This is a genomic window from Streptomyces sp. NPDC090108, assembly GCF_044747185.1.
Taxonomy (GTDB): Bacteria; Actinomycetota; Actinomycetes; order Streptomycetales; family Streptomycetaceae; genus Streptomyces.
In genome coordinates this window covers 442,554-458,633 of sequence record NZ_JBIVDQ010000004.1, presented here as the reverse complement: position 1 = coordinate 458,633, position 16,080 = coordinate 442,554, and the positions used below count along the sequence as shown (strand labels likewise).

The 16,080-nt window shown below is 74.5% G+C and carries 12 protein-coding genes; 5 read left to right on the top strand and 7 right to left on the bottom strand.

The annotated features are described in order from the left end of the window. Positions 1-47 precede the first annotated feature (47 nt). The gene (treY, locus tag ACIPRD_RS16880) at positions 48-2,423 is read left to right on the top strand and encodes a malto-oligosyltrehalose synthase (protein ID WP_401563744.1); all 2,376 of its coding nucleotides are present in this window, start codon (positions 48-50) and stop codon (positions 2,421-2,423) included. A 206-nt stretch (positions 2,424-2,629) separates the two neighbouring features. Beyond that, the gene (locus tag ACIPRD_RS16875; protein WP_356399776.1) at positions 2,630-3,880 is read left to right on the top strand and encodes a M14 family zinc carboxypeptidase; all 1,251 of its coding nucleotides are present in this window, start codon (positions 2,630-2,632) and stop codon (positions 3,878-3,880) included. Positions 3,881-4,073: 193 nt separating this feature from the next. Here the strand turns inward: ACIPRD_RS16875 and ACIPRD_RS16870 are convergent, their stop codons facing one another. Together ACIPRD_RS16870 and ACIPRD_RS16865 are read right to left on the bottom strand one after the other, a co-directional pair. After that, a complete protein-coding gene (locus ACIPRD_RS16870) occupies positions 4,074-4,487 on the bottom strand; it encodes an SSI family serine proteinase inhibitor (RefSeq protein ID WP_401563741.1) in 414 nt (137 codons plus the stop codon). A 154-nt stretch (positions 4,488-4,641) separates the two neighbouring features. Next, on the bottom strand, positions 4,642-5,193 hold the full coding sequence (locus tag ACIPRD_RS16865; protein ID WP_356399780.1) for a DUF1707 and FHA domain-containing protein: 552 nt from the start codon (positions 5,191-5,193) through the stop codon (positions 4,642-4,644). A gap of 175 nt (positions 5,194-5,368) precedes the next feature. Between ACIPRD_RS16865 and treZ the strand changes: the two genes are divergently transcribed. After that, the gene (treZ, locus tag ACIPRD_RS16860; protein WP_356399782.1) at positions 5,369-7,114 is read left to right on the top strand and encodes a malto-oligosyltrehalose trehalohydrolase; all 1,746 of its coding nucleotides are present in this window, start codon (positions 5,369-5,371) and stop codon (positions 7,112-7,114) included. Between the two features lie 113 nt (positions 7,115-7,227). Here the strand turns inward: treZ and ACIPRD_RS16855 are convergent, their stop codons facing one another. The 4 genes from ACIPRD_RS16855 to cyc2 form a co-directional block, all read right to left on the bottom strand. Further along, positions 7,228-8,172 (bottom strand): phosphotransferase, encoded by a 945-nt coding sequence (locus ACIPRD_RS16855; RefSeq protein WP_401563738.1) that lies wholly within the window; start codon positions 8,170-8,172, stop codon positions 7,228-7,230. Between the two features lie 53 nt (positions 8,173-8,225). Continuing rightward, positions 8,226-9,353, bottom strand: coding sequence for a M24 family metallopeptidase (locus ACIPRD_RS16850; RefSeq protein ID WP_401563735.1), 1,128 nt, complete (start codon positions 9,351-9,353; stop codon positions 8,226-8,228). 308 nt (positions 9,354-9,661) lie between these two features. Next, positions 9,662-10,279, bottom strand: coding sequence for a PDZ domain-containing protein (locus ACIPRD_RS16845; RefSeq protein ID WP_401563733.1), 618 nt, complete (start codon positions 10,277-10,279; stop codon positions 9,662-9,664). A gap of 111 nt (positions 10,280-10,390) precedes the next feature. Further along, positions 10,391-12,577: a germacradienol/geosmin synthase Cyc2 gene (cyc2, locus tag ACIPRD_RS16840; protein ID WP_401563730.1), complete on the bottom strand. Its 2,187-nt coding sequence runs from the start codon at positions 12,575-12,577 to the stop codon at positions 10,391-10,393. Positions 12,578-12,819: 242 nt separating this feature from the next. Between cyc2 and ACIPRD_RS16835 the strand changes: the two genes are divergently transcribed. Together ACIPRD_RS16835 and ACIPRD_RS16830 are read left to right on the top strand one after the other, a co-directional pair. Next, positions 12,820-13,611 carry an alpha/beta hydrolase gene (locus ACIPRD_RS16835; RefSeq protein ID WP_356405745.1) on the top strand — a complete coding sequence of 264 codons (792 nt, stop codon included), beginning with the start codon at positions 12,820-12,822 and terminating at the stop codon, positions 13,609-13,611. Further along, positions 13,608-14,870: a cytochrome P450 gene (locus ACIPRD_RS16830; protein WP_356405747.1), complete on the top strand. Its 1,263-nt coding sequence runs from the start codon at positions 13,608-13,610 to the stop codon at positions 14,868-14,870. The genes ACIPRD_RS16835 and ACIPRD_RS16830 overlap by 4 nt, the downstream gene beginning before the upstream one ends. Here ACIPRD_RS16830 and ACIPRD_RS16825 read toward each other — a convergent pair. Then, on the bottom strand, positions 14,847-16,058 hold the full coding sequence (locus ACIPRD_RS16825) for a damage-control phosphatase ARMT1 family protein (protein WP_401563726.1): 1,212 nt from the start codon (positions 16,056-16,058) through the stop codon (positions 14,847-14,849). The genes ACIPRD_RS16830 and ACIPRD_RS16825 overlap by 24 nt on opposite strands. Positions 16,059-16,080: the final 22 nt, after the last annotated feature.

Here is a 16,080-nt window from a genome sequence, read left to right as displayed (position 1 = left end):
AGCGCGTCGATGACAGGAAGGGCTGCGGGCGGGGTACGTAGGTGTGCATGACCCTTGCGCGTTCCGGACCCGGGGTGCCCACGGCCACCTACCGGCTCCAGCTCCAGCCCGCGTTCCCGTTCGCCGCCGCGGCGGCGGCCGTCCCGTACCTGGCGTCGCTCGGCGTCTCCCACCTCCACCTGTCCCCCGTCCTGGAGGCCGTCCCGGGATCCACGCACGGGTACGACGTCGTGGACCCCGCGCGCGTGCGCGAGGAACTGGGCGGGGAGGAGGGCCTGCGCGCGCTGGCGCGGACGGCCCGGGAGCACGGCCTCGGCCTGGTCGCGGACATCGTCCCGAACCACATGGCGATGGCGCCCCGGCACAACCACGCCCTGTGGGAGGTGCTGCGCGAGGGCCCCGGATCGCGTTACGCGCGCTGGTTCGACATCGACTGGGAGGCGCAGGGCGGCCGGCTGCTGCTGCCGGTGCTCGGCGGGCCGCTCGGCGCGGAGCTGGAGCACCTGGTGGCCGACGGGGACGTGCTGCGCTACCACGATCACGTGTTCCCGCTCCGGACGGGCACCGGGGACCTGCCGCTGCCCCGGCTGCTGGACGCGCAGTGGTACCGCCCGGTGTGGTGGCGGCTGGCCCGCACGGAGCTCAACTACCGGCGTTTCTTCAGCATCTCGGAACTGATCGGGGTGCGCGTGGAGGATCCGGAGGTCTTCGACGCCACCCACGCCAAGATCCTCCAGCTGCTCGCCGAGGGGGTGCTCGACGGGCTGCGCGTGGACCACCCCGACGGCCTCGCGGACCCCGACGGCTATCTGGCCCGCCTCGACGGGGCGACCGGCGGCCGCTGGACGGTCGTGGAGAAGATCCTCGCCGACGGCGAGCGGCTGCCCTCCTCCTGGCCCGTCGCGGGCACCACGGGCTACGACGCCCTGCGCCAGGTGGACGGCCTGTTCACGGACCGGGACGGCGCGGGCGAACTGGTCTCCCACTACCGGGGTTTCGCCGCCCCGCAGACGGACCGGGGCGGCGACTGGGAGGCCACGGTGCGACGGGCCGCCTACGAGGTGCTCCGGCACGAACTGGCCGCCGAGAGCGACCGGCTCACCCGCGCCGCCGCGCGGCTGTGCGCCTCCTCACCGGACCTCGCGCTGCGCGACCGGGCGCCCTGGGCGCTGCGCACGGCACTGGAGGAACTGCTGGTCCGGATGCGCGTCTACCGGCCGTACGAATCCGGTGACGCCTCCGAGGTGGTCACCGGACAGGCCGCGGAGGAGGCCCGGTCCGCGTTCGTGGTGCCCGAGGAGGCCGGCGCCGTGGACGTCGTACGACGGCTGCTGGTCGAGCCGCCCGGCGCGGGCGCCGACGCCTCCGCGGAGGACCGCGCGGGCCGGGCGGAGCTGCGCACCCGGTTCGCGCAGACCGCGTCGGCGCTGCGCGCCAAGTCCGTGGAGGACACGGCGTTCTACCGGTACGTGCCGCTGCCCGCGGCCACCGAGGTGGGCGGCGATCCGGGCAGTCCCGGGGTGTCGCCGGAGGACTTCCACGCGTACTGCGCGCGTGTGCAGCGCGACCGGCCCGCCACCGGGACCGTGGTCACCACGCACGACACCAAGCGTAGCGCCGACGTGCGGGCGGCGATGGCCGTGCTGACCGAGTGTCCCGGACGCTGGGCGCGGCTGCTGGCCGAGGTGACACGGACCGAGGAGACCGTCCCGGACGGCCAGCTGGCCTGGGCGGCCTGGCAGACGGTGTTCGGGCTCGGTCCGGCCGAGCCCGAGCGGGTCCAGGACGCCCTGCTCAAGCACGCGCGCGAGGCGGGCATGTACACGAGCTGGACGGAGCAGGAGCCGCCGTACGAGGAGGCGGTGGCGGCCTTCGTCACGGCCGGGCCGTGCGGGCCGCCCGGCGAGCAGGTGGCCGCCTTCCGCAAGACCCTGGAACCGCACATCCGGGCCAACGTGCTCGGCACCGCCCTGGTCCATCTGACGATGCCGGGCGTGCCGGACGTCTACCAGGGGACGGAGAGCGAGTTCCGGGCCCTGGTGGACCCCGACAACCGGCGGCCGGTGCCCTTCCCGGCCCCGGCCCCCGGCGAGAAGGACGTCCTGACCGCGGCGGCACTGCGGCTGCGCGCCCGCAGGCCCGGCGTGTTCGGCCCGGGGGCCTCCTACGACCCGCTCACCGCCGAGGGCCCGGCGGCCGGCCACTGCGTGGCGTTCGCGCGTTCCGGTGAGGTCGTCACGGCGGTGACCCGGCTGTCGCTGCGGCTGGCCGGGGCGGGCGGCTGGCGCGGCACACGGCTGCCGCTGCCGCCGGGCCGCTGGCGGGATCTGCTCACGCCGGGACACGAGTTCACGGGCCAGGCGCAGGCGGAGGACCTGTTCGGCGGACTCCCCGTGGCACTGCTGGAACGCGTCGGCGACTGACCCGGGAGCACCGGCGGTGCCCTCCCCGCCGCCCACGCTCTCCCCCGGCGGCATCACGCGCGGGACGGACGCGCCCGGATCGCGGTTCCGGGGTGCAGCCGGGTCGCGCGTCCGGGCGCCCCCTGGAGCCGCCACGCCACACGCTTGACAGTTCACCCGGGCCGTGCGGCACTGAGAGGGCGAAGCCGGGCGGACACGAGTCGGGGGTGAGTCTCCTGCCGGAGCTGCGCTACCCCAGCCTTCCCGAACTGATCGCCTTCGCGCGCGCGTCGGCCGCCCGGGCACCCGGGCTGTGCGAGCTGCGGCAGGTCGGTCTCTCCCGGGCGGGACGGCCCCTGCACCTGCTGTCGGTGGGGCACGCCCGCCGGGCGGTGCTGGTGGTGGCCGGAGCCCACGCCAACGAACCGACCGGGGGTTCCACGCTGCGCGCGCTGGCCGGACGGGTGCTGGCCGAACGGGAACTGCGGTCCGGCACGTCCTGGCACTTCCTGCTGTGCGCCGACCCCGACGGCGCGAGTCTGCACGTGACTCCGGCGCCGCGCAGCCTGTTCGACTACCACCTCGGCTTCTACCGCCCCCCGGGCGCGGAGCAGCCGGAGTGGGCGCCGTCGGTGCTGCCTCCGGACCGGCTGCCGCCGGAGACCCGCGCGCTGACCGGGGTGATCGACGAGCTGCGCCCGTACCTCCAGGTGACGCTCCACGGAACCGATCTGGGCGGCAGCTGGGTGCAGTTGACGAAGGACGTGCCGGGTCTGGCCGAACCGTTCGCCAAGTCGGCGGCGCAGCTGCACATCCCGGTGGAGACGGGCGCCTCGGACGCGGCGGGCTGGCCGTCCCCCGGTCCCGGGGTGCATGTGATGCCGGGCCCGGACTCGCGTGCCGCCTACCCGAGCATGCCCGACGACGCCCGGCACAGCACCTGGTACCACGCGCACCGCTACGGCGGTCTGACGGCCGTGGTGGAGGTGCCGATGTGGGCCGGGGACGTGGTGGACGACCCGGCCGAGCACCCGGAGCCCGCCGCGGCGCTGCACCGGCTGGCCGGGCGGCTGCTGCGGGACGCCGCCGAGGTGGAACGGGTGCTCGCCGACGCGCTGCCCCGGCTGGACGACACGGGCGGCCCGCTGCTGCGGGCGGCCAGTTGGGTGCTGGGGCTGATCCCCGGGCTGGCGCGGGACTGGACCCACACGGCGCCGGCCGGCACGACGATGGCGTACGTCGCCAGTGTGGACGCCTTCGGGCGGCGGCTGCCGCTGCGGGCCGCGGCGATGCTGCTGCGGGTCCTGCGGGAGTCGGACGACACGGCGGCGCCCCGGCTGGAGCGGCTGGTCGCCTCCTGGTGCGACGCCTTCGCGCTGCGGTTCGGGGCCCGCTGGGTGCCGCTGGAGCACCAGGTGGAGCACCAGTCGCGGACCGTGCTGGTGGCGGCCCGGCAGGCCCGTGACCGGGCGGCGTGACGGCACCACCGGCCCGTGAACGGCCCGCGCTACAGCACCGTCGGCCCTTGAACGGGTCGCGTGACGGCACCGCCGGCCCGGGGCGAGGGCCGGGCCCCCGGTCGTACCCCCGGCCGACAGTGCCGCGAGCAGGGCGGCCGGCCGGCAGCGCCGTACCACGCCCCCCGGACCGGCGCCCCGAGCCCGGTGCCGCTCAGGCCTCCAGCGCGAACACCGCTCCCGTGCGCGCGTCCATGACGCACTTGCTGGTGTAGGTCTGCTCGTAGTCGACCGGACGCCCGTTCCAGCTGCCCCGCGCGTGCACGGACACCGGGGCGTAGATCAGCGGACAGAAGACGTCCTGGTGCGGGATGCGGTCGATGTCGCCGTCGGCGGCGGCGAGTTCGGCGCAGGCCTGCGCCGCGTGCGGGTGGCCCGTGGGAGGGTCGCACATCAGCAGGGCGCTGGTGGTGGTGCCGGTCTGCGCGTCGCCGCGGGTGACGGTGAGGTACAGCCAGTCGCCGGGTGCGGATCCGCGGGTCGCGGCCTGGGCGGGGCCCGCGGCGAGAAGGCCCGCGGCGGCCAGCAGTGCGCCGGCCGCGGCCGCCGCTCGGGTGAGGTAGGTCATCCCCCGTGCATCGGCACGGCCGCGCGCCTTCCCCAGCCCGGCTCACCCGAACGGTCCCGAAAACCGGCGGAGGGGTGAGCGCGGACACTCCCGTCGGGCACCCCGGCGGGCACTCCGTCGGCCGCTCCGTCGGCAACCCCGCCCGGCGCGTCGCTCAGGGCGCCGAAAGCCGGAAGGTGATCTTCCCGAAGCCGACCAGATCGCCCTCGCGGACGACGACGGAACCGACCACACGGCGCCCGTTGACCGTGGTGCCGTTGGTGGAGCCGAGGTCCCTCAGGACCCATGCGCCGCCCTCGCGGCGCAGGTCGGCGTGCACCCGGGAGACCGTCTCGTGGTTCAGGCGCAGCCCGTTGGCCGGATCGCGGCCGATGCGCAGCGGGTGGCCGTGCGCCGGGTGCGGCAGGAGGAGCTTCGGCAGCCGTTCGGCCTGCCAGGCGCGGCGCAGCCGTACGGTGAATCCGGAGACGGCCTCCACGGTTCCCAGTACCGCCCGCGAGAGGCGGTTCTCGCTCGGCAGATCGGCGGTGAGCACGGCGAGTTCGTCGGCTCCCCGGGCGGCGAGGGCGAGTTCCATGCGGCGCACGAAGGTGTCGTGCGACAGCCGGCCCATGGCGGCGCCGTCTCGCAGCACCTGCAGCACCTTGTCGCGCTCCGCGTCGGACAGCCGCGCGGGGTACGTGGGGAACTCGAAGGACGACGTCACGTTCGTGATTGTCGGTCAGCGGACCCCGGGTGTCCAGAAAGGGGGAACCCGCGGTCGCGCCCGCCCGCTTCGGCGACACCCGCGGGGGAAAAGGCCGTTTGGGAAAGCGGATTGATCATTTTCGGGGCACGATGGACGGACTGGGTAACTGTGAGCAGACGAAGGGGAACCGTCCGTGCAGTTCGACGTGTGGGCACCACAGGCAGACCGCGTGACGCTTCAGTGCGACGGCGCCACGCGCGTGTTGGAGCGCGATCCGGAGCGGGTGGGATGGTGGACAGGGGAGGCCGAGGCGGAGGACGGCACACGGTACGGCTTCGGGCTGGACGGCGGTCCCGTACTGCCCGATCCGCGCTCGCGCCGGCAGCCGGACGGTCCGGACGGCCTGAGCGCGGTCGTGGACCACGGCCGGTACGGCTGGCGTACGGCGTGGCAGGGGCGCGGGCTGCCGGGTGCGGTGCTCTACGAGATGCACGTGGGCACCTACACCCCTGAGGGCACCCTCGACGCCGCCGCCGACCGCCTCGGACACCTCGCGGAACTCGGCATCACGCACGTGGAGTTGATGCCGTTGAGCCCGGTGCCGGGGCGGCACGGCTGGGGGTACGACGGGGTGGGGCCGTGGGCGGTGCACGAGCCGTACGGCGGTCCCGAGGCGCTGAAGCGGTTCGTGGACCGGGCGCACGAGCAGGGGCTGGGTGTCGTCCTGGACGTCGTGCACAACCACTTGGGCCCGTCGGGCAATCATCTGCCCGCGTTCGGCCCGTACTTCACGGACACGCACCACACGCCCTGGGGCGCCGCGGTGAACCTGGACGCGCCGGGCTCGGACGAGGTGCGCGCGTACTTCCTCGACAGCGCGCTGGCCTGGCTGCGGGACTACCGCCTCGACGGGCTGCGTCTGGACGCCGTGCACGCGCTCCACGACAGCCGGGCGCGCCACTTCCTGGAGGAGCTGTCGGAGGCGGTCGACGCGCTCGCCGCGGAGGTGGGGCGCCCGCTGTTCCTGATCGCGGAGTCCGATCTGAACGATCCGCGGATCATCACCCCGCGCGCGGAGCACGGCCTCGGGGTGCACGCGCAGTGGAACGACGACTTCCATCACGCCCTGCACACCGCGCTGACCGGCGAGTCCCAGGGCTACTACGCCGACTTCGCGCGGGCCCCGCTCGGCGCGCTCGCCAAGACCCTCACCGGCGGCTACTTCCACGACGGCACCCACTCGGCGTTCCGGGGCCGTGACCACGGGCGGCCGCTGGACCGCGGACGCGTGGGAGCCCACCGGCTGCTCGGCTACAGCCAGACCCACGACCAGATCGGCAACCGCGCCCAGGGCGACCGGCTCTCGGCCACCCTCTCCCCCGGTCTGCTGGCGTGCGCGGCGACGCTCACGCTGACCGCGCCGTCCACCCCGATGCTGTTCATGGGCGAGGAGTGGGCGGCCGGCACGCCGTGGCAGTACTTCACCGACCACACGGACCCGGAGCTGGCCGAGGCCGTACGGCGGGGCAGGCGGCGGGAGTTCGCGGCGCACGGCTGGGCCGAGGAGGAGGTTCCGGACCCGCAGGACCCGGCGACGCGGGAGCGGTCCTGCCTGGACTGGTCGGAGCCCGAGCGCGAGCCGCACGCCCGCGTCCTCGCCTGGTACCGGCGGCTGATCGCGCTGCGCCGTGAACTGCCCGACCTGACGGCCCCCGACCTCGCCGACACCAAGGTGGCGTACGACGAGGAGGGCCGCTGGCTGGCCTTCCGGCGCGGGGACGTCCGCGTGGCCGTCAACCTCGGCGAGCGGGCCGCGGCGATCCCGCTCGGCACCGGGCGGCTGCGGGTGCTGGCCTCGTGGGACCCGGTGGAGGCACCGGGCCCGGACGGGCTGCTCCAGGTCCCCGCGGAGTCCTGCGTGGTGCTGACACAGGCCTGAACGCACGCCGCCGGGCGTCGCGGGCCCCGCGACGCCCGGCAAGATCCGGAAGACAGGCCCTAGGGGGCGTCTCTTCGATCGTCGCGGACCCACGAAGATCGGGGAGACGCCCCCTAGAGCTCGCTCTCCTCGTCCTTCAGGTCGGTGACCCGCTCCAGCAGGATCGGTTCCCAGGCGTGCCGCAGCTGGGTCCGCAGCAGGGACAGGGAGCCGGGTGTGCGGCCCGCCAGGTGGTCGGCGAGGCGCAGGACGGTGTCGCAGCGGGCGAGCCAGAGACCGCGCAGGCAGGGACGGGCGCCGTAGCCGGCGAGGGTGGCGGCGCGGACGGCCGCGGGCGATCCGACGGCGAGGGCGAGACCGGCGATGTCCTCGGCCGGGTCGCCGACGGCCGTCCGCGTCCAGTCGAGGATGCCGCGCACCCGTCCGTCGGCGCTGACCACCACGTGGTCGCCGGTCAGTCCGTGGTGGGTGAGCACCGCGGAACCGGGCTGCGCGGCGAGCTGGACGGCGCCGGGCGAGGTGAGCTGGTGCAGCCTGGCGGGGTCGAACTCGTCGGCGGCGGCGAGCCGTTCGGCCGCGTGGACGGCCATGCGGCGCAGTGCCTCCAGGGAGCGCGGGGCCGTGCGCGGCACGCCGAGCGCCTCGGCCTGCCGTACGGGGACCGCGCGCAGTCCGGTGAGCAGCCCGGCGAGGTCGGCCTCGCCGAGCGCGGAGACGTCGTTGATGTCGGTGGTGCCGCCGGGCACCTTGGTGTCGAGCGTGCAGGCGAGACCGGGCGACCAGTCGCCGTGCCCGACGGAGACCGGGACGGTGACGGGGACGTGCGGGCGCACGATGTCGCGCAGGCGCAGTTCGCGGCGGCGGCGCACGGACGCCTCGGGGTCGGGCGCGAGCCGCAGCACGTGCCGGGTGCCGACCCACCAGGTGTACGCGCGGCCCTCCGTGACGGGCCGGACGTCGGGTCCGCCGTCCGTGCCGTTCCTGTCGCCGCTCTCCTTGAGCAGCGAACGCACGAGTCTGCGGACGGTGTCCGCGCTGGGTGCCGGTGCCTGGGTCATGGGTCGTACGGTGCCGTTCCGGGATGTCGTCGAGGAGGTGTCTCGGGGTCCTCTCAGTCCACTATGACCATCTCACGGGTGGTGTCGTTGAACCGGCGCCCGCCGTCCCCGGTCACCGTGACGATGTCCTCGATGCGTACGCCGAAGCGGCCGGGCAGGTAGACCCCGGGCTCGACGGAGAAGCACATGCCGGGCACGAGGGGCTGCTCCTCGCCCTCGATCATGTACGGCGGCTCGTGCGTGGTGACGCCGATCCCGTGCCCGGTGCGGTGGATGAAGTACTCGCCGTACCCGGCGTCGTTGATCACCGCGCGGGCCGCCCGGTCGATCTCCTGGCAGGCCACGCCCGGCCGTACGGCCCGGAAGCCGGCCTCCTGCGCGGCGCGCACGACGTCGTGGACCCGGCGCTCCTCCTCGGTCGGTTCGCCGACGTGGACCGTGCGCGTGGTGTCGGAGCCGTAGCCGTCCTTGAGGCCGCCGAAGTCCAGGACGACCATGTCGCCCTCCTGGATGACCCGGTCGCCCACCTCGTGGTGCGGGTTGGCGCCGTTGGGTCCGGAGCCGACGATGGTGAAGTCGACCTGGGAGTGGCCGAAGCGGCGCAGCAGCGCGTCGAGGTCACGGCCGACCTCGGTCTCGCGGCGCCCGGCGAACCGGACCTTGCGGATCTCCTCGAACGTGGCGTCGGCGGCGGCGCCCGCGGCGGCCAGGAGCTCCAGTTCCGCGGGGTCCTTCACCGCGCGCAGCATGGGCAGGGCGTCGGTGAGGGAGGCGTACCGGGACTCGGGCAGGGCCCGCTGGAGGCCCAGCAGGTGCATCGCCCAGGTGTTGTCGCTGATGCCGAAGCGGCCGCGCCCGTCGAGGAGCGCGGCGGTGACGGCGTAGGGGTCCTTGCCGTCGGTCCAGTCGCGCAGGGTGAGCGCGGTCGCCCCGGCCGCCTCCTCGGCGTCCGGTGCCTCCAGTGTCGGTACGACGAGCACGGGGTCGCGGCCGGGGGTGAGGACGAGGACGGTGAGCCGTTCGGTGACGGCGGTGGGCGTGTACCCGGTCAGCCACACCATGTCCGGTCCCGGTGCCACCAGCAGTCCCGCCAGGCCGGCGTCGCCCGCGGCGCGCGCCGCGCGTTCCATGCGGGCGTCGTAGTCGCCGGCGGTGAAGTGCGCGGGTGTGGTGCCGGTCATCCGGGCCTCCGTACGCGGTCGGGGTGGCGGGGCCGAAGCGGGTCCCCCCGCAGCATCCTGCCCGGCCGGGCGGGCCGGTGCGAGCCGGTCGGCGGCCCGTGGCGGACGCCGGTGCGGCGGGCGGGAGGCATGCGGCCATCATGACCTGTGGTGCCCACGATGCCCAGTGGGTTTCCGGAGTCCCGGAGCCCGTGCGCCGCCCGCCCTCGCGGGCGGGCCGGCCCGTACGGTCGCGGCGGAGGTCCCTCCACGGCGTGGCCCTCCCCTCCCGGGCCACGGGGCGGCCGGCCCCGGTCGCTCGGCGCCCGTCAGATCACCACCCCCGGAACCACCGTCAGCTGCTGGAAGTTGCCGCTGCGGTGGCGCACCGTGACGGTCACCTCCGTGCCGGGCCCGGCGTGTGCCACGGCCCGGGCCAGGTCGGCGGCGGTGTCGATGCGGGCCGCTCCGAACTGGAGCAGGATGTCGCCGCGGACGAGGCCGGCCGTGTACCCGGGGCCGGGGGTGTGGACGGCGGTGACCAGCGCGCCCACGTCCCGTGCGTCGACGGCCTCAAGGCCCAGGGAGGCACCGGGCCGCGTCTCGGCCGGACCGAGGGCCGCCATGGTGCGCGGGGAGGCGCCGGACACGGCGGCCGCGGGCGCGCCCGGGGCGGCGGACGGCGGGGTGTGCCGCTGCGCCCCGGCCGGCCCGCCCCTGCCGGTCAGCGAGGTGCCGACGGTGCCGAGGCCGACTCCGCACAGCACCAGGGCGGTGCTGGTGGCCAGGCAGAAGAGCAGTGTTCTGAGCCGTCTGCCGCGGCGGCGCGCGGCATGCGGCCGCCTGGCGGGCCCGTCCGGGCCGCTGTGTCCCGGCTCCCGCCGGTCCCGTCGCGTCCAGCGGTCCCGGCCGGGCAACGGCTTGGGCCGCAATGCGGTCTGTTCCATGATTCGCTCGCCTCCGGCTGAAGCTCTACCCGCCGTGCCCCGCCGCCACGGGACACGAACGAGTGAGACTGACCGGAGCGCGGGCGGGTTCAGCCCTGAGCCCGTCGGGGTTCAGCCGGTGAGCTGCAGCGGGGCCGGGGCGCGGTCGGGGAGGAAGCCGTGGGCGCGGCGGCCGAGCCACTCCGCCTTGTAGCGGTCGACCTGGCGGTGCCAGTGCAGGATGCCCGACAGCCAGTTCTGGAGGTCGCGGACGTAGGCGCCCAGGGCGGCGCGCGACTCGGCGGACAGGTTCAGGTCGTCGCAGAGGATGGGCAGTTCATGGGCGACGACGTGCTCGAACTGCTCCATCCGCTGGGTCATCAGGTCGTGGACGACGGTGAGCGCGGCCGGGTAGTCGACGCCGAAGAAGTTCTGCACGACGAGGATCGCGTTGTGGATCTCGCCCTCGTACTCGATCTCCTTCTGGTACGAGAAGACGTCGTTGACCAGGCAGGCGTAGTCGATGGCGGCGTTCTCCAGGGAGCGCACCGGTCCGCTGCGGTAGACCTCGGGCGGGATCGCGGGGCCGTGGCCCATGCGGCACATGCTGAGGGTGAGGTCGGAGCCGAAGGTGGCGCGGCGCATCTCCAGGTAGTCGACCGGGTCGGGGATGCGGTGGTGGAGCTGGTTGCACAGCTCCCACACCCAGCTCTCGGTCATCGCGTCCACCGATGCCTTCAGGGTGCGCCGCTCGTCGGGGCTCATCTCCGCCGTCGTACGCGTCCACAGGTCGGTCAGCCCCCGCTCCATGGCGTCGGCGGGGATCACGGAGGGCCCGCCCTCCAGCGGCATGCACGCGGAGAGCCGGGCGGTGGTGAGGCGGGCGGCGGCCAGGTCGCGGCGGTTGCCGTGGACGAGCGGGTAGTAGTCGTCGCCGTACGTCCCCCAGGCGAGCCACTGGGCGCTGAGGTCGAGGGCCTCGGGGGTGGCGTCGGGGTCCAGTCCGGCGGAGCACAGCGCGAGGTCGTACGCGGCGAGTTTGTCCTCGTCCCAGACGCCCTCCTCCAGGATGCCCATGCGGTGCGACCAGGCGAGGAGGGTGCGGCGGGCGGAGTCCAGGTGCGGGCTCAGCTCCAGCGGGAAGGGCATGTGGAAGTCGGGCAGCAGCGAGGGTCCGACCTTCCGGTACGGCACGTGGGAGTGGGCGCGCAGCCGCCCGGCCTGGAACACGGAGGACGCCCCGGCGGCCGGCGCCGCGGACAGCAGGGCGCCGATGTCGGCGGCGGAGGTGCCGAGGCCGCCGGAGAGCCGCCAGGGCGAGTCGGACCGGGCCGACCCGTTCATGTAGCGGCTGGAGCGCAGGTGCCATTCGTGGCCGCCGGACTGCCAGTCCTGGAGTCCCTTGGTGTAGGCGGCGACGGCGGCGACCTCGTCGGGCCTGAGCCCCTTCTCCAGGGCGACGGCGGGCACTTCGGTGAGCGCGGTGTGCTCGAACTGGTGCAGCCGCGAGGTGAGGATGTCGTTGACCGCGTCGGCGGCCTCCTGGGTGGTGCAGCCGAAGAACTTCTCCAGCACCAGCACGCCGTTGCTGTTCTCGCCCTCGTCCTCGACCTCCCGCTGGTACGAGAAGAGGTCGTTACGCAGGTGGACGGCGTCGGAGAAGGTCTCCATGAGGACGCGCAGCGGCCGGGTGCCGGCGACGGCCGCGGGCACCTCGGCGGTCGCGTACTCCACCAGCCCGGAGGACCAGGGCGCGCCGCCGACCTTGCGGCGCATCTCGATGTACTCGACCGGGTTCGCGATCCGGCCCTCGTCGATGTTGGACAGCTCCCACAGGGACTCGTTGAGCAGGTGCTCGGTGGCCACGGAGAAGCGCCGCCGCCAGTCGGCCGACATCGAGGGGACCGTACGGGCCCACAGGTCGGCGAGTCCCGCCTCGACCGGGTTCCGCGGCTCGGGGACGGGGGTGGCGGGGTCCAGCGGCATGAACAGCGGCAGCCGGTCCAGGTGCGCCTTTCCGGCGGCCCGGTCGGGGGTGCGCTTGTACATGTCGAGGAAGTGGTCGTCGAAGAAGAACACCCACACGTACCAGTCGGTGATCAGCGAGAGGGCGGGGCCGTCGCAGTCGGGGTGGGTGTAGGCGCACAGGAGTCCGTAGTCGTGGGCCTCCAGGTCGGCCGGTTCCCAGATCCCGGACCCTTCCAGCATGCCCATCTCGCGCGCCCACGAGGTCGAGTGGGCGCGCGCCTCGTCGAGATGCGGGTTGAGCCGCGCGGGGTACGGCATGTAGAAGCGCGGGAGTTCGAACGGCTGCGTCATGGCCAGGCCCTACCCGTGCCCGCGGAGGGGCATCCTCGGCCGGGGACATGATCACACCATCGCGTGAACCCTCGTCGAAACGGTGAACTACGGCCGCTGGGTGTGGCGTTGAGAGCTGCGGGCGGACAGGGGCGGAAGGCCGTGCGCGCACGGGCACGCCGCGCCCCGACGGACCGGACGGTGTCCGCGTGAGCCCCGCCCGCGCCCTTGCCGGGCCACGGCGCGCGGGCCACGGTAGGCGCATGACCTCCTTCGTGCTGCCTCATGAGGTGCACGGCGACGGCCCCCACAAGGTGTTCGCCGTGCACGGCTGGTTCGCCGACCGCTCCGCCTACGCGCCCGTTCTGCCGGACCTCGACCGTGACTCCTTCAGCTACGCGCTGGTCGATCTGCGCGGCTACGGCGCGGCCAGGGACGCGGTGGGCGCGTACACGACCCTGGAGGCCGCCGTGGACCTGGTCGAGCTGGCCGACCGGCTCGGCTGGGACCGGTTCTCGGTGGTGGGGCACTCGATGGGCGGCGCGGTGGCGCAGCGCCTGCTGTCGGCCGCCCCGCACCGGCTGCGCCGGATCGCCGGGGTCTCCCCCGTGCCCGCCTCGGGGCTGGAACTCGCGGGCGGGCAGTTCGAGTTGTTCGCGGACGCGGCGCACCGGCCGGAGAACCGGCGCGCGATCCTCGACGCCACGACCGGTGGCCGCCGTCCCGCGGCCTGGCTCGACCGCATGGTCGACCGCTCGCTGGAGTGCGCCGACCCGAAGGCCTTCCGGGCATGGCTCGACTCCTGGGCGGGGGACGACTTCCGCGCGGACGTCGAGGGCAGCGAGGTGCCCGCGCTGGCGGTGGCGGGGGAACTCGACCCGGCGCTGTCGCCCGAGCTGCTGCGGCGGACGTGGATGTCCTGGTACCCCCGCGCGCGGCTCGCCGTCGTCCCGGGCGCCGGGCACTACGCGATGGACGAGACCCCGCTGGAACTGATCCGTGTGGTCGAGGACTTCCTGCGCGAGGACACCGGCGCGGAAGGCGTGCGGGGGTGAGCGTGCGCGAGGCACCGCCGGTGCCCGACGTCTTCGACCCGCGCCGGTACGCCGCGGGGGTGCCGTACGCCGACTACCGGGTGCTGCGGGACGAGCATCCCGTGGCCTGGCAGGACGAGCCCGAGGTGCTGGGCTGGCCGGCCGGTCCGGGTTTCTGGGCGGTGACCCGGCACGCGGACGTGGTGCGGGTGCTCAAGGACTCGGGGGCGTACTCGTCGCACCTCGGCGCGACCCAGATCCGCGATCCCGCTCCGGAGGATCTGCCGTTCATCCGCCGCATGATGCTCAACCAGGATCCGCCGCAGCACGGACGGCTGCGGCGGCTGGTCAGCAGGGCGTTCACGCCGGGCCGCGTGGACCGGTTCGCGGCGGTGGCCCGCGGGCGGGCGCGCACGCTGCTGGTGCGGGCCCGCGACGAGGCCGCCGCCGGCGACGGCACGGCGGACCTGGTGTCCGCCGTCACCGACGAGTACGCGCTGCTCAACCTGGCGGATCTGCTGGGGGTCCCGAAGAGCGACCGGCGGCTGCTGCTGGACTGGACGCGGCGGGTGATCGGCTACCAGGACCCGGACGAGGCCGGTCCGTCGGTGCTGGACGAGACGGGCAGGCCGGTCGATCCCCGCTCACCGGCCCTGCTCCAGGACATGTTCGGGTACGCGCGGCAGCTCACGGCCTACAAGCGGCGCTATCCGGCCGACGACGTGATGACGGCCCTCGCGCACGACGCCGAACTCACCTCCGGCGAGCTGGAGATGTTCTTCTTCCTGCTCACGGTCGCGGGCAACGACACCGTGCGCGGCGCGGCCCCCGGCGGCCTGCTGGCACTCGCGCAACATCCCGAGTCCTACGACCTGTTACGCGCGGGCAAGGTGGAACTCGCTTCGACGGTCGACGAGTTGTTGCGCTGGCATCCGCCGGTGCTGACGTTCCGCCGGACGGCCGCCGAGGACACCGAGCTGGCCGGACGCCGGATCCGGCGGGGCGACAAGGTCGTGGTGTTCCACGCCTCGGCCAACCGGGACGAGCGGGTGTTCACCGCGCCCGACCGGCTGGACCTCTCCCGCAGTCCGAACCCGCATGTCTCCTTCGGGGACGGTCCGCACGTCTGCCTGGGTGCCCACTTCGCCCGGCTGCAGCTGCGGCAGCTCTACACGGAGGTGCTGCGGACCCTGCCCGGCCCCCGCCCGGCCGGTCCGCCGCGGCGGCTCGTCTCCAACTTCATCAACGGGATCAAGTCACTTCCCCTGCGCCTCGTCTGAGGCGTTGACCTGGATCAGCGCATGCGTGCCTCCGGTGCGCCAGGCCTGTCCCTCCGCCGCGGTCAGTGCGGCCTCGGTGGCCGGGGACAGGCCGGTGATCACATCGGACTTCAGGGTGCGCAGCGAGGCGACCGGACCGGGGAAGTACGCGGTGACCTCCTGGAACGGCGTGGTCGGTGCCCACATCCGGTCGCCGACCAGACGCCGGTAGTTGAGGTCGCCCTTGAAGATCGTCAGGGCGGCCGAGGCGAACTCGGCGCGCAGGTCGTCCGGCATGTCCGCGTACGGCAGCGGGGCCGCGGAGAACGGGTGGGCGCGTACGGCGAGCCGGCCGTCCGCCATCGCCGACCAGAGCAGCCGCCCGTGCCCGCCGGCCGCACCCGGTGCCGAGCGGAGGCGGACGAGCGCGTCGACCACGTCGGTGGTCGTGGCGTCGGACACGTAGTAGGGGTACGGCTTGACGTGCAGGACCGCGCGGCCGATCCGGCCCTCGTCGAGCAGATGGGCGATCAGCAGCAGATCGGGGACGAGTTCGCGGCCGGCGTTGTCCGCGACCAGGCAGAGGGTGCCGGCGCCGCTGCCGGGAGGCGGCAGCAGGGACCACAGGGTGTCGCTGTCGTCGGCGACGAGGCCGGGCGCCGCCTCCCCGGCCACGGCGGCGGCGTTCCCGGCGGAGATGCGGAAGCCGAGGTCGGCGCGGTTGCCCCACAGCGAGCCGTGCAGCAGGGCGCGGGCCCGCTCGGTGGCCGGGCGCCCCTCCAGCGCGTCGAGGGCGGCCAGTTCCCCGTCCGTCTCCTCGGCGTCGAGTTCGGCGCGCTTGAACGGGCGGAACGGGTCGACGCCCTGCCACACTCCGGGGCCGGTCCAGCCGACGGCGTCGAGCAGCCGCCGGTAGAAGTAGCTCTCGGACCACAGCCAGGGCACGTCGAACCAGGACCGGCCGGAGAAGGAGTCCAGCCCCCAGGCCGACCAGAGGGCGCGGTCGCCCGCGCCCTCGGGCAGCGGCTCGATCACGCCGTCCGTGCAGCTCGCCAGCAGCGCGTCGAGCGCGCGGTGCGTTCCGGGGTCGTAGGGGAAGGCGTCCCGCACCTGCCGGATGATCGCGGGGTGCCGTTCGGCGAGCACACGGTGCGGGAACGAGCCGGGTTCGTCGCCGAGGATCACGGGCGGGGCGGGGATGTCGGGCATGTCCGCCACCGTATCGCGCGGG